The organism is Symmachiella macrocystis (assembly GCF_007860075.1).
GTDB classification, from domain to species: Bacteria; Planctomycetota; Planctomycetia; order Planctomycetales; family Planctomycetaceae; genus Symmachiella; species Symmachiella macrocystis.
The window spans coordinates 2002378-2026550 of sequence record NZ_SJPP01000001.1 but is presented as its reverse complement, the minus strand read 5'-3'; the positions used below and the strand labels follow the sequence as shown (position 1 = coordinate 2026550).

General features: G+C 54.8%; 19 protein-coding genes. 8 read left to right on the top strand and 11 right to left on the bottom strand.

Going from position 1 to position 24173, the window contains the following annotated elements; genetic code table 11:
* Positions 1 to 508: 508 nt before the first annotated feature.
* Together CA54_RS07835 and CA54_RS07830 are read left to right on the top strand one after the other, a co-directional pair.
* Positions 509 to 2209, top strand: coding sequence for a radical SAM protein (locus tag CA54_RS07835; RefSeq protein ID WP_146370247.1), 1701 nt, complete (start codon positions 509 to 511; stop codon positions 2207 to 2209).
* 42 nt (positions 2210 to 2251) lie between these two features.
* Entirely contained in the window at positions 2252 to 3697 is a 1446-nt protein-coding gene (locus CA54_RS07830) for a tetratricopeptide repeat protein (RefSeq protein ID WP_146370246.1), read from the top strand.
* Positions 3698 to 3878: 181 nt separating this feature from the next.
* Here the strand turns inward: CA54_RS07830 and CA54_RS07825 are convergent, their stop codons facing one another.
* Positions 3879 to 4724: an alpha/beta hydrolase gene (locus CA54_RS07825; RefSeq protein WP_146370245.1), complete on the bottom strand. Its 846-nt coding sequence runs from the start codon at positions 4722 to 4724 to the stop codon at positions 3879 to 3881.
* 460 nt (positions 4725 to 5184) lie between these two features.
* Here CA54_RS07825 and CA54_RS07820 point away from each other — a divergent pair, with 460 nt between their 5' ends.
* Positions 5185 to 6117 carry a metallophosphoesterase family protein gene (locus tag CA54_RS07820; protein ID WP_146370244.1) on the top strand — a complete coding sequence of 311 codons (933 nt, stop codon included), beginning with the start codon at positions 5185 to 5187 and terminating at the stop codon, positions 6115 to 6117.
* A 97-nt stretch (positions 6118 to 6214) separates the two neighbouring features.
* Positions 6215 to 7036 (top strand): SDR family NAD(P)-dependent oxidoreductase, encoded by an 822-nt coding sequence (locus CA54_RS07815; protein WP_146370243.1) that lies wholly within the window; start codon positions 6215 to 6217, stop codon positions 7034 to 7036.
* A 346-nt stretch (positions 7037 to 7382) separates the two neighbouring features.
* Here CA54_RS07815 and secD read toward each other — a convergent pair whose 3' ends face one another.
* The 5 genes from secD to CA54_RS07790 all read right to left on the bottom strand — a co-directional run bounded on the left by secD (position 7383) and on the right by CA54_RS07790 (position 14215).
* Complete coding sequence (gene secD / locus CA54_RS07810; RefSeq protein ID WP_146370242.1) at positions 7383 to 10379, bottom strand: protein translocase subunit SecD; 2997 nt, start codon at positions 10377 to 10379, stop codon at positions 7383 to 7385.
* Positions 10380 to 10474: 95 nt separating this feature from the next.
* Entirely contained in the window at positions 10475 to 10834 is a 360-nt protein-coding gene (gene yajC / locus CA54_RS07805) for a preprotein translocase subunit YajC (protein WP_197532282.1), read from the bottom strand.
* Positions 10835 to 11168: 334 nt separating this feature from the next.
* Entirely contained in the window at positions 11169 to 12284 is a 1116-nt protein-coding gene (gene tgt, locus CA54_RS07800; RefSeq protein WP_146370241.1) for a tRNA guanosine(34) transglycosylase Tgt, read from the bottom strand.
* Positions 12285 to 12396: 112 nt separating this feature from the next.
* A complete protein-coding gene (locus tag CA54_RS07795) occupies positions 12397 to 13446 on the bottom strand; it encodes a type II secretion system F family protein (protein WP_231962998.1) in 1050 nt (349 codons plus the stop codon).
* Positions 13447 to 13564: 118 nt separating this feature from the next.
* Positions 13565 to 14215, bottom strand: coding sequence for a TlpA family protein disulfide reductase (locus CA54_RS07790; RefSeq protein ID WP_146370239.1), 651 nt, complete (start codon positions 14213 to 14215; stop codon positions 13565 to 13567).
* Positions 14216 to 14635: 420 nt separating this feature from the next.
* Here CA54_RS07790 and CA54_RS07785 point away from each other — a divergent pair, with 420 nt between their 5' ends.
* Both CA54_RS07785 and CA54_RS07780 read left to right on the top strand, forming a co-directional pair.
* Positions 14636 to 15331 (top strand): lysophospholipid acyltransferase family protein, encoded by a 696-nt coding sequence (locus CA54_RS07785; protein ID WP_197532281.1) that lies wholly within the window; start codon positions 14636 to 14638, stop codon positions 15329 to 15331.
* A gap of 159 nt (positions 15332 to 15490) precedes the next feature.
* The gene (locus CA54_RS07780) at positions 15491 to 16744 is read left to right on the top strand and encodes an SGNH/GDSL hydrolase family protein (RefSeq protein WP_146370237.1); all 1254 of its coding nucleotides are present in this window, start codon (positions 15491 to 15493) and stop codon (positions 16742 to 16744) included.
* 37 nt (positions 16745 to 16781) lie between these two features.
* On the opposite strand, the gene CA54_RS07775 is transcribed toward CA54_RS07780, so the two are convergent.
* Together CA54_RS07775 and CA54_RS07770 are read right to left on the bottom strand one after the other, a co-directional pair.
* The gene (locus CA54_RS07775) at positions 16782 to 18068 is read right to left on the bottom strand and encodes a CNNM domain-containing protein (RefSeq protein ID WP_146370236.1); all 1287 of its coding nucleotides are present in this window, start codon (positions 18066 to 18068) and stop codon (positions 16782 to 16784) included.
* A 131-nt stretch (positions 18069 to 18199) separates the two neighbouring features.
* On the bottom strand, positions 18200 to 19909 hold the full coding sequence (locus CA54_RS07770) for an ABC transporter permease subunit (protein ID WP_146370235.1): 1710 nt from the start codon (positions 19907 to 19909) through the stop codon (positions 18200 to 18202).
* Between the two features lie 383 nt (positions 19910 to 20292).
* Between CA54_RS07770 and CA54_RS07765 the strand changes: the two genes are divergently transcribed.
* A complete protein-coding gene (locus tag CA54_RS07765) occupies positions 20293 to 20721 on the top strand; it encodes a DUF4870 domain-containing protein (RefSeq protein ID WP_146370234.1) in 429 nt (142 codons plus the stop codon).
* Between the two features lie 31 nt (positions 20722 to 20752).
* Here CA54_RS07765 and CA54_RS07760 read toward each other — a convergent pair whose 3' ends face one another.
* Positions 20753 to 21757: a polyprenyl synthetase family protein gene (locus CA54_RS07760; protein ID WP_146370233.1), complete on the bottom strand. Its 1005-nt coding sequence runs from the start codon at positions 21755 to 21757 to the stop codon at positions 20753 to 20755.
* Positions 21758 to 21849: 92 nt separating this feature from the next.
* Positions 21850 to 22323, bottom strand: coding sequence for a cyclic pyranopterin monophosphate synthase MoaC (gene moaC, locus CA54_RS07755; protein WP_146372316.1), 474 nt, complete (start codon positions 22321 to 22323; stop codon positions 21850 to 21852).
* A 550-nt stretch (positions 22324 to 22873) separates the two neighbouring features.
* Between moaC and CA54_RS07750 the strand changes: the two genes are divergently transcribed.
* Positions 22874 to 23278 carry a hypothetical protein gene (locus tag CA54_RS07750; protein ID WP_146370232.1) on the top strand — a complete coding sequence of 135 codons (405 nt, stop codon included), beginning with the start codon at positions 22874 to 22876 and terminating at the stop codon, positions 23276 to 23278.
* Positions 23279 to 23331: 53 nt separating this feature from the next.
* Here CA54_RS07750 and CA54_RS07745 read toward each other — a convergent pair whose 3' ends face one another.
* Positions 23332 to 24156 carry an ABC transporter permease gene (locus tag CA54_RS07745; RefSeq protein WP_146370231.1) on the bottom strand — a complete coding sequence of 275 codons (825 nt, stop codon included), beginning with the start codon at positions 24154 to 24156 and terminating at the stop codon, positions 23332 to 23334.
* Positions 24157 to 24173 lie beyond the last annotated feature (17 nt).

The following is a 24173-nucleotide window of genomic DNA, read 5'->3' as shown; positions in this document are numbered from 1 at the left end:
GTGCCGGTTTACGCCGTCAAAAGCAGCCTTTCTTGTTGTTTTGGGAATAGTTCGAGGGACACCGGTTCGCAGGAAAAGTTCGCCATGCTCGTCTTGGGGACGATTGAAGAACGAACCGTTGGGGCAGATTTGGTGTCAGGGGCATGGTAACCTGATGTCTCGGTAGTCGTGATTCCGCTGAGAACTGCCGGCCAGAGAACGATTCGCATTCCTGCAAGTTCGATAAAGTGACCACGTGCTCTTATCAATCACCACGACTCGACATCCTGCGGCTGATCTGGGTGATTTATCGATACGAGAACACCGTGCGATTTTTGCCGGTGGGGCTTGGGGATGATATGGTGGGATCTCCGACGCAGATGGGGGGAGAACGTGGCTAAACGGCGTGCAATGGATGACGAGACGATCAACTGGGGACGTGCGGCTGCAATTTTCGGCGTCCATCAGCCGGTGCAGCGTTGAATGATTTGTTGGTGCAGGTGCGGTTCAAGCATAGGGCGTGACAGAAATGTTCGAACGGATTTCGATTGAACTCACGAACAAATGCTCCAAAGGCTGTTCGTTCTGCTACAACGACAGCGGCCCAGGCGGAGCTACGCTCTGGCAAGCGGACGAGGTCGTCGCTTTTGTCAAAGACTGCGCCGGTCACGGTGTGAAAGCCGTGTCGTTTGGTGGTGGCGAACCCCTTGAGTTCGATGGTATCTTCGAAATCCTGAAACGTCTGGATGGCGTGCTCTTTCGGTCGATCACGACCAATGGCCTGCTTCTCGATCAGGGGCAGTTGCGCCCCTTGGTGAACGCCAGCCCAGATAAGGTACACGTCTCCTTACATTTTCCCCAAAATCGGGCAGAGGTCGCACGCGTCGTGCGGCACGTGCAGTTGTTGAAAGAAAATGGAATCAGAACCGGGGCCAATCTGCTGGTTGCAAAATCCCAGCTCGACGCTGCGAAGCGGGCAGCGGAATCGCTTACAGCAGTCGGGCTGGCGGACGAGGAAATTGTTTATCTTCCCATGCGCGGTTTTGACACACCGACGCCGGAGGAGATAGCCAGCGTTGCTGCAAGCCCGCAGTTTCAATCAATGACGTGCTTGCCGGAATGTGGCGCAAGCCAGCGATTTTGTTCCGTGCGTTGGGACAAAACGGTCGCTTGGTGTTCTTACACGGAATCCCGCAGCATTTTAAATGAATTGACGTATGACGGACTTTGTCAGGCAATGCACGGTATCGGTTTGAAACCCTGTGACAAGTCCCTGGTGGAGCTATCGTTTGACGACGAATGCCGCCCAGACATTGAACCGTCGTCACACTTCACGTTTTACGCCTCACTGTCCAAGCCGGTGGATTATCCTGCCGCCCACAGCATGGACACGGAGTGGTTTGCCACGGACAAGAACGGCCATGTCGCATTTCTGAATTCCAGACAACCAGGAGCCGTTCCCAAGGTTTTTATCGAAGCGTTTGGTTCTCAGTATTCGTTCTATGACTTTGAGGAGCACTTGTTGGACCCGGCAACGGGTAATCAGGTGCAGTTTAATCTGGTGGACTTTTTCGAGGCGGGGCCGGGATATTTTTTCTGTATCGACAGGTTCAATGATCCACCTAATATGACACTTGAAGAGAGCGGATTTGCCTTATCATCTCTCAGTAAAGAAGGGCATGAAGAACTTCCGCATGGAAAGCGAAGAATGGTCACTGGCCTCTTTAACTGGAACGAAGAATACTTTCACAACACTTCGGCTTCCAGCAATTATGGATATCACCAATCACGCATAGATGCGATTTGCTGGCTCAAGGACGTGTCCGTGATGGAGCGACTCCCGAGCGATTCCATGCTGCTTCCCGTCGCAGGGCATACGGTTGCGTGGGTCTATGAAACACCCCGTGAATCAATGCGCGCATTATACGAAGAAGGACTAGTGCTCTCGCTGTTACGTGAAGATTTTTACCCCAGCCCGCACCGATTTGGTTTCTATACGTATGCCAACGATGACTATTCTGGCGGCCCGTACGATCAAAGAAAACTCCCTCAAAACCCAGTCCACATCGATCAATTGGCTGGCAAAACACGGGAAGTGTGCAGCCACGTGCATTTTGCATCCGTGGATTTCAGTCAAATGCCAAGATTCCAGCCAGCAGAATATTTCCCATGCGCCGTCACCTATGGTAAATGGGTCGATCTGGAAGGGAATGCTCACTCGTATGACTGATCAAATACCCATGCATCATGCCACACGGCTAGGAAGCTCGCGATGACATTTTGGCCATTTCGAAAAAAGCAGGTTGAAACGCTTTCGCTGGACGAATTGCGCGCTCGGCTCATTACTGTGGCATCCGAATCGAAACGAAGGCGACAAAAATGGTGTCAATTGTACAAGGATCAAGTCGTTGCCAACGTAGACGCACTCTGCAAGATCCCCGAAGAGCTGGCAAGTGACCCTGCTTCGATTAACAACTACGTACAAGCAATAAGTGAGGTGGCCCAATGCCTTGCGACACATTGCCAGACACCTGAGTTATGGGAGAAGCTGTGTGGTACCTCTGAGGACAATCCGATTCTCCAGTGGAATCAGTGGCTGGATCAGCTTCCTGAACGAATGGAGCGGTTAGAATATGACGAATTGATAACCGAAGCGAAATCAAATCTTGAACGTGCAGAAAGCTTAGGTGGACCTGCCGCCCGTCAATATGAAACCTTCATGTTGGGGCGTTTGGGGGAACTCCTGTTTCACTCCGGCAAAGTGCTGGAGGCTGTTGAGCCTTTCGAGGCTGCCCTCGCGCGTTGCAAAAATTCCGATGATATTGAAGGTGAATTGAGCTACCTCAATTATTTGTTGGAAGCTCATCGATATTTGGGAGATTCAAAACAAGCAGTCTCAACCGCCGAAAAACTGCTCAAACTCCAATCACAGTTGGGACATGACACCAACGAGATCGAGAAACGAATCCAATTGCTTCAAGAGGGTGAACCGTTGTGCCGCATCGTTTGCGTGCATGATGGCAACACCTATGAAATGGATGAAATCACCAGCATTAAAGAAGGTCGGTTTGGTTTTCAGTTTGTGCGAAACCGAATGGCATTACAAATGGCTTCCACAATCGTGCAACAGGGAAATGAACTTGCAACAAATGGGCAACTTGCTGATGCATTGGAGAAATACCAACAAGCTTCCGAGGTCGATCCGTATAACCCTGATCCGTTGTATCAAAGTGGGATGTGTTTGTTGGAATTATGGGCGTTTGCGCAAGCCAAGAATACATTCGAGGAAGTCGAACAACTGGCACCGGGTTGGTTTCGCTGTCGAAGTGACATCTGGCTTGCGGAAGCGCTTGATCAAGGAACCGTCACAGTCGAGGAATTCCAATTGTTGCGTGCTTTGGATGATGGCGGATTAAATCCAAAGGAGGCTTTGGCCATCGCCAAGAAAGCAATAGACACCTATCCCGAGTTTGCTGCATTTCACTTGATTCGCGGCGATCTTCTCAGCCGAAGTGGCAATACGAACAACGCCATCGATTGTTACCGGGCAGGTCTAAAGCTTACATCCGAGCCTGATTTAGAAAGCCGATTATTGTGTTCTCTTGCTAGTGCATTGCCAAAAGGTGCACCCGAGAGATCGGCATTGATCGAGCGGGCACTTGGTCTCAAGGGTAACCTTACCGCCCAAGCGACAGCACGACTGATTGGCTTGCAGTAAGCGATAGTGAACCCCTTTTCGCAATTGCAATCCGTAACCCAAACTCTCCCTTGCCGTTCTTATCGGCCATAGCGGTGCGGGCAAGACCACCTTCGCACACAAACGCATTCTGCCGACTGAGTTCTGATCGACATCGCTGCTAGCTGTTGGCAATCGCATCGTGAGCTAAGGCGTGATTCCCTCACTCCGGCAATCGCGCAATAAAACCATCCAGTTCGCGGCGAAACTCCGCAGGTAACGCATCGTTGTGGTTTCCGCCGGGGATTGAGACGAATTGTTTGGGGTGGTTGGCTGCCTCGAACAGGTTGCACCCAATCTCGTAGGGAACCACCCGGTCGGCGTCGCCGTGACATTGCAGCAACGGGCCTTCGTAATTCCCGATTTTTGACTGCGAATCTAAGCGATTGCGCATCAGGGATCGCACCGGCAGCACGGGAAACGAGCGGGCACCGACGTCGGGCAGCGAGGTGAACGTGCTGACCAGAATCAGCCCCCGCGCTCCATCCTCAGCAGCCAGGTCGACGGCGACGCCGCCTCCCAGTGATCGACCCATCAACACGATCTCTTCAGGCGCGATTCCTTCGCGCTGGGCGAGTAAGTCCCGGGCGGCGCGAGCGTCTTGTAGAATTCCCGCTTCGTTGGGAACTCCTTCGCTACGACCGTAGCCGCGATAGTCGAAAATCATCACCGACAGATCGTGCGCATCATGCAATTCACGAATCGTCGCAGCGCGGTGGCTGAGGTTGCCAGCGTTGCCATGCGCATACAACACCACAGCCCGCGGCTCGGGATGCGGCAGGTACCAGCCATGCAAACTCGTTCCGTCGGCCGATTCAAACCATACATCTTCGACGCCTAGTCCTTCGGGTGTCCAATCCCCATCAGGATACGGAATCGGAGCGAAGACCAGCGAATTCTCAAGTGCTGCCAAGGGGGACTGCAATCCGCGGCCGGGCGAGTAGCAGCCGCTGAGAATTGAGATGGCCGAAAGTACGGACAATCGGTAGGCCAACCAAACCACATTCATGCGCGGCCTCCTGCCGAGTCATGTGACGGTGACGAAATACTGAAGGGGGGTATGAGAGAGAGTGAACGCACGTGTGTATCGCAACCGCCGAAATCTGTCAACGGCGCTTAGGTTTTAAGAAAGACCGTCTGACTGCAATGATCGCGACTGCGCCCGACTATGGTGGGGTTTTTGCGGAAATGATTTTTCCATCCTGGGTGAAAATTGCCACGGCAAGAGCGACGGATGCAGGTGCATGTTTAACACGTTAATTGAAAACAGGCTGACGATTTCAGCGGGCGGACGTTCACGTTTCCTTCACCCACATTCAGCCCACAATTGAAACCCGTCTGGCCAACCGGTAAAGTCAATACTAGGTCCAGCGCGCGGCCTCCCCATTTTTTATTGATCTCCAACCTCCAACCCTCACGCCTGTCCCCTCAAGCCTCGAGCCTACTCCCCAGCTAAGGATCCTCCCAGAATGAAATCTCTCGTTACCAGCAGCGCCGCATTGTTAATTTTGGGCTTGGCAGCGCTCTATTCGGCGACCGGTGCCACGCAACCGGCGCAGGAGTCCGCAGAACCCGAATTGCAAATCGCCGTCGAGGCCAAGAACCCGTGGACCGATCTGCAATTGAACAACGACCCCAAGAACTTTCAATTTGCGATCGTCACAGACCGGACCGGCGGGCATCGTCCGGGAGTCTTTAGAGGGGCAATCGACAAGTTGAATCTGCTGCAGCCTGAATTTGTGGTTTCCGTCGGTGACTTGATCGAGGGAGGTACAGAGGATCCCGGACGGTGGGCACTGGAGTGGTCGGAATTTCAAAGCAATGTGGAGCGGTTAGACATGCCGTTCTTTTACTTGCCCGGCAACCACGACATCAGCAACATGCCGATGTTCGAGGAATGGAATCGCAAATTCGGCCGGTCCTATTATAGTTTTCGCTACCACGACGTACTGTTTCTCTGCCTCAATAGCGAAGACCCGCCGCGCAAGGGATCATTTCACTTCAGCCAGGACCAACAAGAGTGGGCTCAAGCGGTGCTTGCTGAAAACAAAGATGCCCGCTGGACCATCGTGCTGTTGCATAAGCCGACATGGACCTACGTCAATGCCGATTTAGAGGCCAGCGGTTGGGCGCCGATCGAAGACGCATTGGGCGATCGACCCTATACGGTGTTTTCCGGACACAAACACAATTATGCGAAATCGGTTCGTCGAGGACGTGATTATTACATGTTGGCCACCACTGGTGGCGGTTCGAATCTCAGCGGCAAGGACCAAGGCCGCTTCGATCATGTGGTGTGGGTCACGATGAAAGACGATGGCCCGGTGATCTCAAACTTGATGCTGGATGGCATCGATCACAAAAATATCCGCACTGTTCCCGACGTCCGTAAAGGAAAATAACCGACGGCTCACGTCCGCCTCGTGTTTTTGTTCCATGTTTTACCTTCCCCACAGCCATGGTTTGGGCGTGGGGTCACGATAACGAAAATAAACTTTAATGCCCGATCCTTCCCCCAAACTGCTCCACGGACAAACTGCGTTAATCACCGGTGGCGGACGTGGCTTAGGCCGTGCGTTCGCCGAGCAACTCGCCTCTCTGGGTTGTGCTGTCGGTATTCACGGCATGCGCGAACATGGTCCGGCGGAATATGGCGAGGGGACCACGCTGACCGATACCGCAGCCGCCGTCGGGGAGACACATGGCGTGCGGTCGCTGTCCGTGTTGGGCGATTTGACCCAAGAAGCCGATGTCGCTCGTGTCGTCGAAACCGTATCGCAACAGCTGGGGACGATTGATATTCTCGTGCACAACGCCGGCGGGGATATCGCTGCTGCCGGCGGCAAACCCAATCCCAATGACGCCGTTGAAATCAAAAGCATCGATGTCCGTTCGGTCATCGATCGCAATTTGTTGTCCACGATTTTGATCAACCAACAGGTTTCGAAGCTCATGATCCCCCGCAAAAGTGGGCGGATAGTGAATATCAGTTCCATCGCCGCCTTTCGCGGATCCGACAGCGGCGCGATTTATGCGACTGCCAAAGCGGCCCAAGTTGAATATACCCGCTGTCTGGCGGTTCAATTGCGTCCGCACAACATCACCGTCAACAGCATTGCCCCGGGCGACACGCGGACGGGACGGTTTTTAGGCACCCGCGAGGTCGACGAAAACCGCTTGGTCACCGAGGGAACATTAGAGCGAATCGCGCTGGTCGATGAAGTCGCCCGCGTGGTCGAGTTTTTCGCCGGACCGTTGGGAGACTTCGTCTCCGGTCAGGTACTCCGCGTCGACGGCGGTACCCAATGCTGGCCCGCTTAACACGCGTGTTGTGCACGGGGGCAGGATCAACTTCCAAGCGTAGGAAAAAGAAGCCTCACGCAAAGGCGCTAAGGGCGCTAAGAAGGTACCGGGGCCGACCGATTCAAGAATGATGCCTGCGTGGTCGGGAAATCATTTTTGAAAGAGAATGGTTTCGGCCGATTCGACGCGATCCAATGCCCAGCAAATTGACGCCGCATAATTCTTTGCAAGCTTTGCGGCTTTGCGTGAGGCTTTTTCCTCCAACGGCCCTGCCAATCGCAGAAGCCGCGGCCAGCAAAAGTCTTTGCAGCGAATGGTGCACCACAACGCACCCAGCACTCTCTGGCCACTCGCCACTCTTTCCCTACGTCGTTGCCTTACGCTTTTCCGACCATTTCATTAGGAACAACAAGACCGGACTGGCGACGAATATCGAGCTATAGGTACCCACGATCACGCCGACAACCAAACAGAAGGCGAAGCCGTGAATCCCTTCGCCACCGACGGCATACAGAATGATGACCACGATCAACGTTGTTAGCGAGGTGAGTAAAGTCCGCGCGAGCGTTTGATTCAAACTGGTATTCACCATCGTTTCGTCGAGTGACGGGTTTTTGCCGCGGACTTCACGGATACGGTCGAAGACCACGATCGTGTCGTTGAGTGAATAGCCTACGATCGTCAACAACGCGGCGATCATTGGCAGATTGATTTTAAAGTCTTCAAAGCCCAATATCCCTGGGACGATGCTGTTGATGTACGATGCCAAGGCGACCAGGCCGACTACGCACAACACGTCGTGCACCAACGCTGCCACAGCGGCGAACCCGAAGGTGATGCGTTGGAAGCGAATCCAAATATAGGCGATGACCGCGATCAGGCTGGCACCGATGGCGTATAGTGCGTTGAACTTGGCGTCGGAAGCAACGCGGCCTTCAAAGCGTTGCACGCCTGAAAACGCGGGGTTTTCCGCCATATCCGACTGTACTTTTTTCAATGCATCGTCCAGGTCGGCCTGTGATAATGCGCTATCGGCGATCAATTTGATCTTTTCAAAGCGTTGTACTTCATTCTCGGACCCTATCGGCTCAAATCCCTTCACCACGTCGTAGGCAAACAACGAGGCTTCGTCAGTGAACTTAGGATTGCCCTCTTCATCGACCAGTTGTTCGCTCAATTTGCGGGTAATGGTATCAAAGGTCAAGCCATTAAATGATTCGTTGTCGCTGCTGAATGATAACACCACCGCGTGACGCTCCGGTTGATTCGCGTTTTCTTCAGCAGGCGTTTCTTCAGTCTCTGTCTCAACAACTTCAGCTACTACCGGTTCGATCGTTCCAAAATCCATTTTGTCGCGCGTTAACTGACCAGGGAATGCTTCATTGATCGCCTGTTCCACCTCTTTTTCACCGACATTCGGCAGGTTCGTTGCTGTGGAACGTACTTTGAAGGCAAGGCCTTCGTCCTCACCGTCCGCGCCCGGCAATGACTCCAATGTGATGCCGCTCTCGTTGAACTTGGCTAAGAACATCTCCCCCAACTGGTTCTTCGTGTCCTGGTAGTTGTGTTTCTCCGTAAAGCGGAAACTGACCATCGTTCCGCCGCGGAAATCGATGTCGTAATTCTCTTCGCCCCGACTCCAAAAGGCCACCATACCGATGGCGATCAATACCAGTGAAACCACCGCGGCAATATACCGCTTGTTAATGAAATTCCAATGGGTCGCGCCGATGACTCGCCGCATTTTCAATTCCGTCATCCAGCGTTTGCGTTCCAGGATGTCGAAGAACAACCGGCCAATATACAGGGCGGCGAACATGCTCATCACGATCCCGATAAACAGCGTGACAGCGAAGCCCTTCACCTGATCGGTACCGATGAAATATAGAATCACAGCTGTGATCAATGTCGTGACGTTGGCGTCGACGATCGTGGTAAACGCACGCGAAAAACCATTGTGAATCGCCATCCGCAAACTGGAGCCGCGCCCCAATTCCTCACGAATCCGCTCAAAGATCAAAACGTTGGCATCGACCGCCATACCGATGGTTAATACCAAACCGGCCAAACCGGGCAAGGTGAACGACGCCTTGATGAAGGCCATCGTGCCGACGATCAGCACCATATTGATCAGTAAGGCCAAATCGGCAATCACGCCCGCATAGCGACCGTAAAACCCTAACATGAAAATCAACACAGCAAACGATGCCAACATTAAGGCGGTCTTGCCTTGTTGAATCGTCGCTTCTCCCAGCAACGCACCGATCGTGTATTCTTGGATCGGAGCTTTTTCCAGCGGAACGGGCAATGCCCCCGCGTTGAGCACGTTGACCAGGTTTTGCACTTCTTCTTGCGTGAAATTCCCCGTAATAGTACCCCGCGCGCCGATTTCGGTAATAATCGCCGGCGCGGATTGCACTAAATCATCCAGGAGAATCGACAACTGATACTGGAATCCATCCTCTAACGGTTTGTATTCCCGCGTCAACCGCCGAAAGAGTCGAGCTCCGTCGCTGTTGAACAAAAAGCCCACCGCCGGACTGCCGTCTTCACCCAATTCCGGCGAAGCACTGCGGAGATATTGGCCCGTGACGTGCTTGGATTCGTCTTCATCGACGACGACCAACAGTTCCTCAAAGCCATCCGGTTTCCCTACGATTTGCCGAGTCACGGCACTGGAATAACTTGGGTCGGGTTCGCCGTTCGGAAGCGGTTTGATCGGATGCCAGCGTGCAATCACCTTGCCTTCGCGGTTTCGCACGATGGCCGAAGGCGAACTTTGCGCTTTGTTAATGATCGTCTGATGCTTTGGATTGCGGGGTGTGGCCACAATCGCGAATTCCAAACTTCCCAGTTTGGTCATCTTGTACTTGTAGTCTTCAACCGTTTGCTTGTCGGCGCCGGGGATGATGACCTCCACCCGGTCAGCTCCGACTTGACGTACAACTACGTCTTTGGTGCCATCGGGATTGATCCGCTTGATTATCGCGCCAACCATCTTACTCATCAAATCCCCAGAGACATCGACCTTGCTCTTCTTTGCAGCTTCGACGTCCAGGGCATACACCAAGTTGGAGCCGCCCGCTAAGTCGATACCCGGTTTGAGCGCAGACCACGGGCTGTTTCCCGCGTAGATCTGATACAAAAATGGGCTGCAAGCGAGCGTGATCGCACACAGAATCCAGCCGATCTTACTGGCCAGATCCCGCAGTTTCAGCGCACTGGCAATCAGGTGTCCCAGAATAAACGGGAGGCCGAAGCACAGAAACAAAACCAACACGATCTTCGCGAACTGCATCATCGCGCTGTCGCCGGTTGTGGCGCCGGTGGTGACTTCTTCGGCGGCAAAAAGTAGATACATGAATTAACGTCCCGGAGCTTGATCCGTGATTCAAACAGTGTCATCAAACAGACGCCGGTGCAAACAATTTCAACCGGTCGCCGCGTTTCAGCCGCTCAACTTTTCTCTGCTTCGGTTTCCGCCGTGACCACCTGTTGGATGCTCGAACGGCGAAACCGCATGCGTGTATTTTCGTCGACCTTAACGGTCACTTCGTCACTGTCGGGCGAAATTGCGGCAATCGTGCCGATGATCCCGCCAATCGTGACCACTTTATCGTTCTTCTTCAGCGAATCGAGCAGCGATTGCCGCTTCGACTGTTCCCGCTTTTGCGGGCGAATCATCATGAAATAAAACAGCACGCCAATCGCGACCAACGGCAACCACCAGTACGGGTTTTGCTGTTCAGCATCCGCAGCTGGTGCGTCTTCCGCCTTCTGGGCAAAAAACGCCGCTGTTGTCATCCAATAAATCATCGTTATTCACTTCCGCCGAGGCCTGCAAAACATCCTGGTGTCAAAGACTGCCCGTCCGCGTCTCGCATCGGGGCGATCATAGCGCGCGTCATGCGATGCGCCCAAACCGGTCTCCGCAAGTGCGAAGTGACGGTTCCAACATGTGGTCACGTGAACAGTTCGCCACACACTTGCCGCGGCGATTTACGCAACTTCTACCCGCTATAACGGATAGAACGCCCGGTTTTAGAGTCTTTTCGCGGGAAAAGCAACGCTGTGGCACGGACGCCCCACGGCAATTGCCCAAAACTCGCGATTCCGGAGCGGCACCGCCAATTTGGGCGGCATCTTAGAATCATTGGCCCCAGGCGGCAAGATGAACATGACGAAACTCTTTGGCCCGGTTTTCAGCGATCGCCACACGCAGATCCCGCAGCAACCGTTGGTAAAAGGCGATGTTGTGCCAAGATAACAAGATCGGCCCCAACATCTCCCGCGCGATGAACAAATGCCGCAAATATGCGCGGCTGTAGCGCGTGCAGACCGGACAGTCACAGGCCGGGTCGAGCGGTCCAGGATCACGCTGATGCTTCAAATTCCGCATTTTCACAGGCCCGGCACTCGTAAACGCCATCGCATTGCGGCCGTTGCGGGTCGGCATCACGCAGTCAAATAGATCAACGCCGCGCAACACCGCTTCGAGCAGATCTCTGGGCGTCCCCACTCCCATCAGGTACCGCGGGCGGTCCGTCGGCAGCAACGGAACCGTGCCATCGAGCGTTTGGTACATTTCCCGCGGCGACTCCCCCACACTCAGCCCCCCCACCGCATATCCGGGAAAATCCAGCGGCAACAGCCCCGCAGCCGATTCCTCGCGCAGCCCCAGGTCGGTCCCTCCTTGCACGATTCCAAACAACGCTTGGTCATCGCGGGTTTGAGCCTCACGACACCGCGCCGCCCACCGCGTGGTTCGCGTCACGGCCTCTAACATTCGCTCGCGGGGCACATCGTGCGGCGGGCATTCGTCGAGGCACATAATACAGTCGGCCCCCAGCTTTTCTTGGATGTCAATCGCCCGTTGCGGCGTCAATTCCAACAAACTGCCGTCAATATGCGACCGGAAAGCGACCCCATCATCGTCGAGTTTGGCCAATTTTGCCAAACTGAAGACCTGAAACCCGCCGCTATCGGTAAGGATCGGCCCGTCCCACTGCATGAAACCATGCAGGCCCCCCATCTCGGCCACCACATCTGCCCCTGGCCGCAGCGCGAGATGATAGGTATTCGACAACACCATCTGCGCCCCGGCCTCACGCAGTTGATCGACCGTCAGCCCCTTTACAGTCGCCAACGTCCCCACCGGCATAAACGCGGGCGTGTTGACGACGCCATGCGGCGTACTCCACCGCCCGGCACGCGCGGAGGTCGATTCGTCGGTATGGTCCAAGTGAAATTGAAAATGCTGCGACATGTATCCGCTTTATAAAAGACGACAAAAAGCGACCACGTCGCAACCAATCAAGACGTACCTCGCCTTGCCATATTAGCCCTGAGCTCCGCAAGTTGGGGAGCACACAGCGATATTAAATGCCCTCAGCTAATTCATTGAGCATCCCTGTGTACCACAAAACGATGCGCAGGATCAGAAAAATAATCAATGCCGCCACCGACATCCAGACTGCGATGCCGGCCGTCGCGGCCATTTTCTTCATTGCTCGCCTCGCTTGATCCTCAAGTTCCGGACTGAGTCGATGTAATTCCTCTGGTACGGTTCCGGATGCCTCAGCCACCTGGACGATATGAATGTATTCGTCGGTAAAGAGTTCGGTATTCTCGAGCGCGCGGCCCAGATCATCTCCCGCCATCACATCACCAATCACCGCCGGTGCGGCGCTAGCGAATGCCTGATTGCCTGTGGCTTTGAAGCTCGCCTCCAACGAGGGGCCGATGGGCATACCGGCATCTTGCGTGAGATAAAATCCCCAAGAAAACCGGGCGGTGGCAAATGATTGCAGGCACTTTCCGAGGACGGGAATCCTCAAAAATAATCGATGCAGCCCTCGCTGTTGTCCCAAGCCACGTGTCAGTAACTGGTAGAGAAAGACAAGCGCAAACATGGATCCAAATGCATATCCCAACCACGTCAAGGCTCCGCTTGCACCGGAGAGGCCAAAACCAAGAGGGTCGAGGGGCTTGCCGGAAACGGGATCGGGACTCCCAATCATTCCCAGCACCAAGATCAACAACGCCACTACAAAAATTGCCGCGAACAACTGGAACAACGGCCAGGCCACCCAGCCCATAAACTCGCGGCGCAGGCGGAGGTTTTTTTCGTAGTGATCCGCCAGCTCCTTGAGCACTTCCGGCATATTGCCGGTACTCTCGGCGACATGAATCATATCCACAAACAACACCGGGAAATATCCCCCCTGTTGTTTGAGAGCCCCGGTCAGATCGTCGCCGCTACGCAAATCGTCAGCGACCTCGCCCAACCGGCGGCGGCACGCGGCGTTGCCGCTTTTTTTGGCGACGATATCCACCGCGCGAATCAGATCGACCCCCGACCGCAACATCGTACTGAGGGAGCGACTGATATTGGACAGCGTCTTTTTAGGAATGCGCGGACTGAACACGATGCGGCCCTCTCGGTGGCGATGGTAACGGAACGCACGCGTCTGCCGTCCAGTGGCCATCACAGCCGGACGGCAAGTCCGCTAGTGCCGCTGCGTGAGAGCGGCCCGAGCACCACTATTATTGTGCGAGCAATTCCTCGACCAGTTGATTGACTTGTTCGTAGGTAAACGCCTCATCCGATTTAGTGATGCTGTCATTGTCAAAACGTTTTTTCAATTCGCCGTCGCGGCCATACACAAAGACCGCCGGAATCGCGCCCAATTCAACAGAGTCGAACCATTCGGTCGCTTCTTGATTGAGTTGATAGTTTTGCAACGTCGAATTCATCTTCGTCAAAAATTTGAGCACCCGTTCACGATAATATTCCGGCGGCTTACCCGGAATCCCGTCGTAATCCACGCTCATGGAAAGGCAAACCACGTCCCCATCGGCGTAATTATTGTGCAGGGCGACCAGATTCGGAAACTCTTTCATGCACGGTCCGCACGAGGTCGACCACGCATCCAGGACGACAACCTTGCCTTTGTTCTCCGCAATGATCGCCTGAATCTGCTCCCAGCTTACCGCTGTCAGCTCAATATCGCCCGCCGGCGCGGCCGCTTTGTCTTCTGCAGCCGGTTCGTCCGTTTTTCCCTCGACCGGCACATCGACCGGGTCGGTAGGCGGATTGACCGTGACATCGTTGTTCTCGTCACCCGGCTTGCCGCATCCGGCGAATACGACGCAAAAACAACAGACTCCGACGAACAGCAAGCATCCCTTGGCCATTATCTCAAATCTCCCGATTTCCCTGTTTCAATACCCACGTCACGCGTCTTGAAGCGACTTGTCGTCTTGTTTTCGCAGGCATCATTCCTGGCAGAGGGGCCTACGATCGAATTTTCCAATTCTCATTGTAACAAACAAGCACCGCTTGGGGAGTAGGACGGACTGCAGGAGGTCAAAATCGGATCCGCTTTCTCTCCCAGTTGTTCAAACCCACCGGCGCGTCTTTCTGGGACTGCTCTGCAAGTTTCCAGAACAAGCCTCACTAGGTTTAGGAACGGGTTCTACATATCTCCTATTGGCGATCAACGCCCGATCGATTAAGACACTCCGTTTTTTTATCAATCTGATGATATCTCCCGAGGCTTCCCAAGACCACCGGAGATGCGGCGAAATCCCCAAAGCAGGATTGGGAACGACACGATGAAAATTCGAAATCCGTATTTAATGAGGCTCGGCGCCTGGGTGTCGGCACTGATCATTAAAGCGCTCTTCCGCACGGTGACGGTGCGGTGCCACAACGATCTTCCTGAAACCGACCCGCGGAATGCGGAGTGTGACCGCTTTTATTTGCATTGCTTGTGGCATGAGTCGATCGCCATGCCGGTCGGGATTTGCACGATCAAGAACATGGCCGGACTTGTCAGCCGGCATCAGGATGGCGGCATCTTGGCCCTGACCATGAAACGCTTCCACATCCGTGCCATCCGAGGATCGAGCAGCAAGGGAGGCACGCGCGCACTCAAAGAGTTGTTAACAGCGACCGAAAGTTGGCACATCACAATCACTCCCGACGGTCCCCGCGGACCGCGGCGCGCGGTGAAAGAAGGCATCATCTATTTAGCCTCGCAATCGGGAAACCCCATCGTCTGTTGGGCGTTCTCCAGCAAAAATGCGTGGGTCGTCCGCGGAAGTTGGACGGATCTCGTCGTCCCCAAACCATTCAGCACGGTCGAGGCCTTCGTTGCCCCCCCGGTGGTCGTTCCGCCCGGATTGGACCGCGACGGTATCGAAACCTACCGCCAACGCGTGCAACAGGTCATGGAACAATTGGACGAAAAAGTCGCCCGCGCCACAAACGCCGCTCCCGTCGCACCTCAACTGCGACGCGCTGCGTGATGCTTCGGCGCCCCGCTTTTTCCCGGAAAATTTGCGGATGAGGGGGCGGAGGGCTCCAGATTGCGGTATCGTGGAGCATGTGATTCCGCACGAATCACATGGATCGTCCCGCACAACAACCGACGGGACGTGTGATTTCCCCGCCTGAGGTCCACTCCCATGATTCGCTTCGCTGACTCCAAATATTGTTTCTTGCTCTGCGCCGGCTTGGCCGTTTCCGCAATCGCTTCGACCGCTGTGGCAGAGGAACACTTTCCGCAGTTTAAGCAGTCGCTTGGCGAACGCGACCGGACCGTCAAGGTTGTTTGTTTCGGCGACAGTGTAACGGGGATCTATTACCACACCGGTGGTCGGCGGGCGTATACGAAGTTTGTGCAGCTCGCTCTCGAAAAAACTAAACCTCGCGCGACCGTCCAAGCCATCAACGCCGGTATCAGCGGACACACCACGCGCGATGCGTTGGCCCGCATCGAAACCGACGTCCTCGCCCACAAACCCGATCTGGTAACGGTGATGTTCGGGCTCAACGACATGACCCGCGTGCCGCTCAATGAATACCGCGACAACCTCACCAAGATCATCGAAATGTGCCGCGCCGCCGGCGCCGAGGTCTTGTTGTGCACGCCGAATTCGGTCTACGACACCAAGTCCCGCCCGGAAGCAAAGTTGGAAAAATACGTCGCCGCCGTCCACCAGGTCGCGCAGGCCCAGCAAGTCGAAGTCGCCGATTGTTATGCAGCGTATCAGTCACTCCGCTCGCGCGACGAATTCGCGTGGGCGACTTTAATGAGCGACGAAATTCACCCCAACTTGGACGGACACAAACTGATCGCCGAAGAAATCGTGCAAGCCATCCTCGGCCGCCGCATTCTGCTCAAGGATATTCCCGTTTCGACGCCTCCCATTCCCTGGACACGTGGCAAGCTGCAGAAAAAACAGCCGATCCATATCCTGGCTATGCCCCCTTTCGATGCGCAAATCAAAGTCGCCATCCGCCGCATTTATCCCAACGCGGACATCAAAGTCACTACATGGGAAACCGCCGGAAAGTCACTCAGCGATATCGAGGAACAAGCCAAAACCGTCCGCAAAATGGCGCCCGACTTGGTCGTGATCGCCGTTCCGATCGAAACCACCTCATCGTCGCGGGAACAATACGTCCGTACCTACAGTTGGATCTTGAATTACGCACTCAGTTTCGGCCTGCGTACCTGGGATGTGATTGCCATCGATCCGGCGCTCGCCAGTGAGCCCAGCAGTCCGGAACAACGCACCCGTGCCCGGTTGGTGCAACAACTCATCCGCGCCCAGGACTTGCCGTTCGTGAAACGCCCAGCGGACAATTCCACTCCGGCCGGCGATGTCCTCAAACAATGGATCGCCGAACAACTCGGCAAGCCCAACACGCGGTAGGGCCTTTCCCGTAAGCTGCCAAGTGCGCTCCGGCGAATCACGGACTTGATTCTAATGGCGGCTCATCGCGGCAGACTTCGGCGGAGAAATTGCCCGGGCGATAAACGTCGGTCACGGTGAAGCGGTAACCGCGCCAATGGCAACTGTCGCCCGTTTCGGGGACCCGTTCCAATTCATCGTTCAACAGTCCCGCGACAGTATGCGTTCCCTCGTCCGACGGCTCAAAATCCAAATCGAGCCGCGCGCAGAGATACCGCAACGTTGTAATCCCATCGACGCGGTATCGTCCCGGTTCGATCTCCACAACCGGTTCCCGGCGTAACAACCGTTTAGCGCGGCTGGGTTGTGCGCGGAGCATGGTGTCGAGAATGTCCTCGTAGGTCACGATGCCGATCGTCGCTCCGTACTCGTTGGTCACCTCTGCCACATTGCAATACTGCGAGCGCAGCAATTGCAGCGTCACCGCCAATGACGCGCACCACGGAACGACCACCACCTCTTCGGCGCTTTGTTCCAGGTTCTTTTTGGGCAGCGCCGAAAAATTCAAAATCGGAACCGCGCCCTCTATCGATTCGCCTCCCGGCTCGATCAACAGCACATAACCACTCGGCGGGATTTTTCCACCCAAATCGGACAAAGCGACCGGCGGTTCAAATGTCAAATAACTGCCACGGGGACGCATCACTTCTTCGGTGGGGATCTCCGACAAGTCCAGCAGATTGTGCAACAGTTGCCGTTCCTGCCGAATGAGATCTTCACTCATCTCGGTCGTCTCCACGGCTCGCTCTAAGTCGTCGGTATCTAAATAGGGCTCTGCTGTGAATTTGGGCCACAGCGTCCGACGGACTAAGATCGTGACCGACCTCAACAGGGGGGCGACCGGATCAAGTACCCGCACCGCCGCAGCCAATGGAAAACTGACCCAGGACGACAACGACTTGCGAATCGCGATCGCCAAACTTTTCGGTAGGACCTCACCGAAGACAATGATGGCGACGAGGCTGCCAAAACCAAACAGCCCGCCCGCAGCGGTGTGCCCCTCGGTTTCCAATTTGCGCGTGACCAGAATACTGACAGTGAAGTACGTCAGATTGGTCACGAGATTCCAGAACAGAATGGCCGTCAACAGTCGGTCCGGGTTCCGCAGCAGTGCGGCAGCCATCCGCTCGCGGGGCTTGCCGACGTGAAACGCGCGCAGTTCATCACGCGAGAGATAAAACAGTGCGGTCTCGCTGGCCGAGAAAAAACCGGATGCGACCGTCAGCGCCGCCATGGCGAGCGTGCCGGGAAGCCAAATTTCAGTAGCATCCAGAAAGCTGCTCATTGTCGTTTCGGTGTTGAGGCCTTCGTTTCGTATCGCACAGCGACAGCGCGTCGTTGCCGCCGATTGTTTATACACGAATACTCAACAAAACCTTAGTGCGCCGGCACCTTTTTCATAGTGCGCTGCTCCAACTAACTATCCGTAGACGATCGCCCTAATGCGACGTCGAATTCGCTGACCGCCGGGACGAGCATGGCCATCGTTGTGAATCCATACGTCACCGCCACAGCGATCAACACGCCCAAGGTGTTGTCCAGTAAGAACCCGGTGATGGCATAGAACGTTAAAAATGGCAACGAAAGCGCCGCCATAGTGAGCGCCGGTGAGGGGTTTTTGTACGTCAGTGAACCCCACAACCCGAGGCTGCCCCCTAAGATGAACACCAGGAAACTGGGCAACTGCAGCAGGAAGGAGGAGCGTGATTCGATGATCAACATCAGGCAAATGAAGATGCCCAAAAACAGAAAGAACATCGTCCCCAAACTATTGGCAATCGCCGTCCGCGAACTGTCGTACGTGATCCCCGCATGCAAACCCAGCATAGCCGAAAATGCCGCCAAGCAGAGGAATCCCAGGATCAGATACGTAACGTTCTCTATCGAAAGCACGCCGGTCGCGGCAAAGTACACAGCCATGATCAACGGGGGCAGGATGATTTCCTTGGTGTTGTAAAAAATCCCGCCCAGTTTTCCGTAGATGAATTCCTTCGCCGTAATGTTGGTGACCAACAGCAACTCCAGCGTTTTCAAATCCCGCTCGGTCGTCAGCGATGTCACGGCTTGCGCGTTGATCAATAATAAGCCGAGTAATCCAATCACCACGAATGCAAAGCCGCTCATGGAAATCATGCCCAGCACCAACGTTCCGTCAGAAACTGGATTGGCGACAATAAACGCCATCGCCGCCGCAAAGATCGCCAGATAGGCTGCTTTGATCGCAAAGATTTTGCGGCCGTAGGCCTTCGTCCTCATCTCGCGCCAGATCACCGGATTCGTCCAGACTGTGCGGACTTTGCCCTTACCGGTTGATGTATCAATGTCATCTTCCTTGGGAGCCACAAACAAATTCCGCGAGGGGTTCCAGACCCGCAAACGCAGAATCGCGACCCCATTCAACACGATCGCCAATCCCAGCAGCGCCAAAATATTGGCCACGGGAAACACCTCGCCCGAGGGTCCCAATGGATTGAGAACCTGCATCATCGCCCGAAACGGATTGAGCAGGCCGATCCAGTAACCGGCCACCGGTCCGGCGAAGAGCGCGCCGGCTTCGACGGCACCGATAAACAGCACCGTGCCTAGGACGCTGACCGCTAATGTTTGAAATGTTTTCTCGCGCCACAGGGCGACCAACGCCCCCCAACTCCCCGAAGCCAATGCTGTGACCGTGCAAATCGCGAGAGACGCCCCGATTTGTGCTAGTGAGACCCCGCCAAACGCATACGTCAGCGCAAACACAGGCACCGACACAGCCAGCAGCACGCCCACCAGCAGCAAGCTGGAGAACAATTTGCCCAACACCAACTCACGGTTCTTCAGATCGGTCATCAACAGCAGAATCAGCGTTTGGCGGTCTTTTTCCTGCGCCACGTTTCCGGCAGAAAACAGCAGGGCAAAAAACAAAACCAGCACTAGTTGCACCAGCGAGAAAATCTGAAACAACAATCCGCCAAATCGAGCCACTTCGCCAACGGTCTGCGCCGACTGCCAACCAAATGTGGCTTGGCTGGTGGTATACATCAGTACAAACATACCAGCCACATAGCCTGCACGCATGACGTAATGCTTCAGCTGTCGCGGCGACGTGATCGCCTCGCGATTAAAAATTGGGCCAGCTAACAAGGTGAACTCCAGCGGGGCAGGGTGGATAGGTCGTTTTGACGTGTGACAATTCGGTGGACAAACGCGCACTGCCGGCTACTACGCCAGCCGAACAAAACATGATGGCGCCCGTTGTCGATTTCCCGTGACGATCCACGGATTTCGTCGTCCGCAGCTAAGAAAACTGATCGATTTGCGAATGACACCTCGGATCAGTCAGTTTTTTGTCCATCAGGTGGCATTCGTATCATCCAGTATAAAGAAGACGCTTTGCCGCCGCCAACCGCCTCCTCGTGACGAAGAGCGGAATTCTCCAAATGTGTACCGGTTAACAGGATCACACTGCGAACTGGCGAAAACCATGGCGATGTCTGCGGCAACAGCACCTGAGAGGAAGAAACCCCATGGCAACCAACGACTGGGAAAACCGAGATTCCGGACCTGTCGAATTTTTGACCGTGACCGACGACGACAAGCTGTGGGCTTTGCTAGCGCATCTCAGCGGATTATTGGTCCTGGTCGCCGCACCGGCCAACGTGATCGCGCCATTGATCCTATTTGTGCTCTACAAGGACAAGAACCGCTATGTGGCCTTTCACGCCCTGCAATCGCTGTACTTTCAACTCGCGCTAATTGTCATCGGGGTGCTGGCCGGAATTCTTGCATTCATTACGTTGGGTATTGGATTGATCGTCGCCATTCCGGTGATCCTAGGATTGGCGGTTGCCGGGATCGTTTATCCTATCATCGTCGGCTTGCACGCCCACCGGGGCGAGATGTATGAGTACGTCTTTGTGGGCGAGTTGGCCCGAAAACACATGGACTTGTACTAGGCCCGCGCACAACTCACCTGACCGATTGCCGTTACCAACTACGCTGCGTGGCGAATTCGGTGATCTCTTCCAATAACCGTTTGGAAACCGAATCAGGCAGTTCCGCCAATTGTTGACGCGCGGTCTGCGCGAACTCATTGGCCTGGGCGAACGCGTATTCGATGGCGTCGCTGCCGGCGACGAACTTTTGCAGCTTGTCACGGTTGGCCTCAGTCGGATCGGCCAACAACCGGCGGATTTCCGTGGCATCTTCGGGTGTCGATTGGTCCAGCAGGCGGATCAACGGCAGCGTGAGCTTTTGCTTTTTCAAATCCGAACCGAGCGACTTCCCGGTTTCACCCTCGTTGCCCAACACGTCCAAGAGGTCATCGGCGATTTGAAAGGCGATGCCCAGGCAGCGGCCGTATTCCCGCATCGCCGCCGTGGTGGCTTCTCCCGCATCGGCGAAATGGGCACCTAATTGGCAACAGACAGCGCACAACTCAGCCGTCTTACCTTCGATGATCTCCAGGTATTGGGCTTCGGTCAGATCCTGGTTTCCCCGCTCATGAATCTGTGCCAATTCCCCTTCGCAGACCAGATTCGTGGAGTGGCCAATCAACCGGCAGGCGAGGGTGCTTTCCAACCCACTGGCCAAATGAAAGGCGTGGGTGAACAAATAGTCCCCCAGCAGCACGCTAGTTTCGTTGTTCCAGCGGGAATTGATCGTCGCAACGTGCCGACGGATTTCCGCATCGTCCAGCACATCGTCATGCACCAACGTCGCCGTATGAATCATTTCCACCACAGCGGAGAGCACCAAATGGTCGTGCGTCACCGTTCCGCAAGCCTTAGCGGAAAGCAGCAGCAAGATCGGCCGCAACCGCTTGCCGCGGAAGCGGGTCATGTGCCCGAGCACGTCGTTGACAAACGGGTGCCAACTCTTGAGCTCTTCGGCAAAGATCTGTTCGACACGTACCAAATCGTCGCCGAACAGCTCATCGATTTGCCCCAGCAAACCGGACGCTCCCGTTGATCCTGCGACTACGTCTTTCATGTCACTCCGCCTCGTCTTGAGTGTTTCTGTTCCATGCGTGTCTAAAGGCGTGGGCCAATCGGCGAGCCGGGAGACATTTTTAGCATGTGAATTCATTCTCGCAGGTAATGCCCGCTTTTTCCGCCCGCTTTTTCGAGCAATTCAATCTCGCCGATCGTCATTCCCCGATCGACTGCTTTACACATATCATAAATCGTCAGCGCCGCCACACTGACCGCCGTCATCGCTTCCATCTCCACACCGGTTCGGCCTTGAACGCGTGCGACCGCGATAATTCGCACCAAATCGTCGCCGGGAGTTTCGAATTCCACTTCCACCGCATCCAATCCGAGTGGATGGCAGAGCGGAATCAAATCGGCCGTCTTTTTGGCCGCCATAATTCCCGCCAATCGGGCGACCTCTAATACGTCTCCTTTGGACAACTTGCGATCGACAATCAGTTGCCGTGTCGCAGACTGCATCCGTACCGTTCCCGCCGCGCGGGCCATCCGTGCCGTGACCGGTTTTTCGCTGACGTCCACCATGCGACTGGCGCCGTCCTCGTTAAAATGCGTCAATTCGGCCATCACCACACCCGTTTGCCGGAGCCAATCACCGTAACCGTCCACTGCCGATTCTGCGCTGCTAGTTTACGAATGTATCGAAAATAGCGGTGTGGGAATCGACTTGCAACCCGGTGATGCCCCAGCTATCCCGTGGCGCCACATCACTTGGTTTTTCCCGCCTGCTCCCGAAATAACCGTACGCAACCTTATGCATTAACGCCGTCTGACAAAGAAAATGGCGAGAAATGACTCTAGAGCACCTCTGCAACCTGCAGGCAAGCATCGGAAGCTTGTATACCCTCCGGTTTTGATGGTTATGTGCATTGTCGGGTCGCAACACCGAATCGCCCGCCACGATGCCGGGGAAACCCGATCAACTATTTACTGACCCAGTTACGGATTCAATTCTTGCATCGGGTAATCCGGGGGTTTAAGATAGATAAAAGAAGTTGTTTGCCCCCCGGTGGGGATGGCGCATCATAGAATTGTCACTCGACCGGACCCCAATAGTCCCACACGCACTCCCCGGTCTGATTAACAGCCCAGGTGGATTTGGAAGATAGGTATAGCCGTGAACAAAATGACCTTAGTGGGAGTCTCGCTCGTTGCCGCAATTCCGGCCTTCGTCGTGGCAGCTCTGATGGTGATTGCCTTCCTCAATTACACCGGACAAGCCAGCGGGATGATGATGACCGTCGTAGGTTTGACATTGCTCGCTTCGTCAGCCTTGGCGTTAATGCCGGTGGGCATCTTTGTCTTTCACGGACGTCAGCGTGGTGTTGCTAAGCCCGCCAAAGTGGCGCCGATCAGCGAAGATATTCCCGTCACCGCAATGACGGGTGAATTTGATGTCTCCGGCGAAGTGGACGAAGCCAGCAGCGAATTCGAAATGAGCACCGGCGAATTTGAAGCCGACGAATTTGACGACTCGGAATTCATCGAAATCGACGATGATGACGAAGACGAAAAATTCTAAAAAACGCTCGCTGCGATACGTCCCGCGCCGTAGCTGTTCCTGAGGCAGCCAGTTCAACTGCTGGCGCTGCGATAGCTCATTAATGCGCGGTGAAACACCGCCCGCGAGACGAACAGCCCCACTATCGTGGATAATACCATCACGGCTGTCAGCCAGGACGGGTTGAGTGTTTTGTCCAGAATCACGTGCGCGGGAACTGTGACCACCAACAGGATCGGCAGCAGATACGAGAACACGCTCTGCAGCGCCAAGCCGAATCCCGAACTGCCATCGTAAATGCTGCGGGGATACCGCGCGAAGATCGTGACGTAAAACCAAAAGTCATACAGCCCCTGATTGCGGCCAAACCAAATGCTCGTGCTGGCTAGTGTGATCATCAAGCTATAGAAAAACGTCACGCCTAGTCCGATCAACAGCAGATACATGACCACCTGCATCACGGTGATACGCGAAAAGGCGTCCAGTTGTGCCAACGAATAGCCCAACAGCGACAACGCGAATACCAAGTCCGTCAACCGCGCCAAATCGAGCTTTTCAAACGAAATCAAAAACTGCGTATCGATTGGCTTGAGCAGCGCGAAATCCAAATTGCCCGTGCGGATCAGCTCGCTAAAGTTCGCGCAGTTGGGCATGAAGATCGATTCGATCAACTTGTTGATCAGCATTCCGGTCGCCATGAAGGCGAAAAATTCGTAGCGACTCCAACCGTTGATCTCTTTGACATTGCCGTAAATGATGTTGAACAAAATCAATTGAGCGGAAAACCACAGCGCGTTGGAAACCACGGTGATGAGAAAATTGCCGCGAAATTGCATCTCGCGCACGAGCGAATTCCGGGCAAAAATCCGGAGCACTCGATAGTAATGCGGTGTCGCCATGTCGCTGTCTTTCCTCA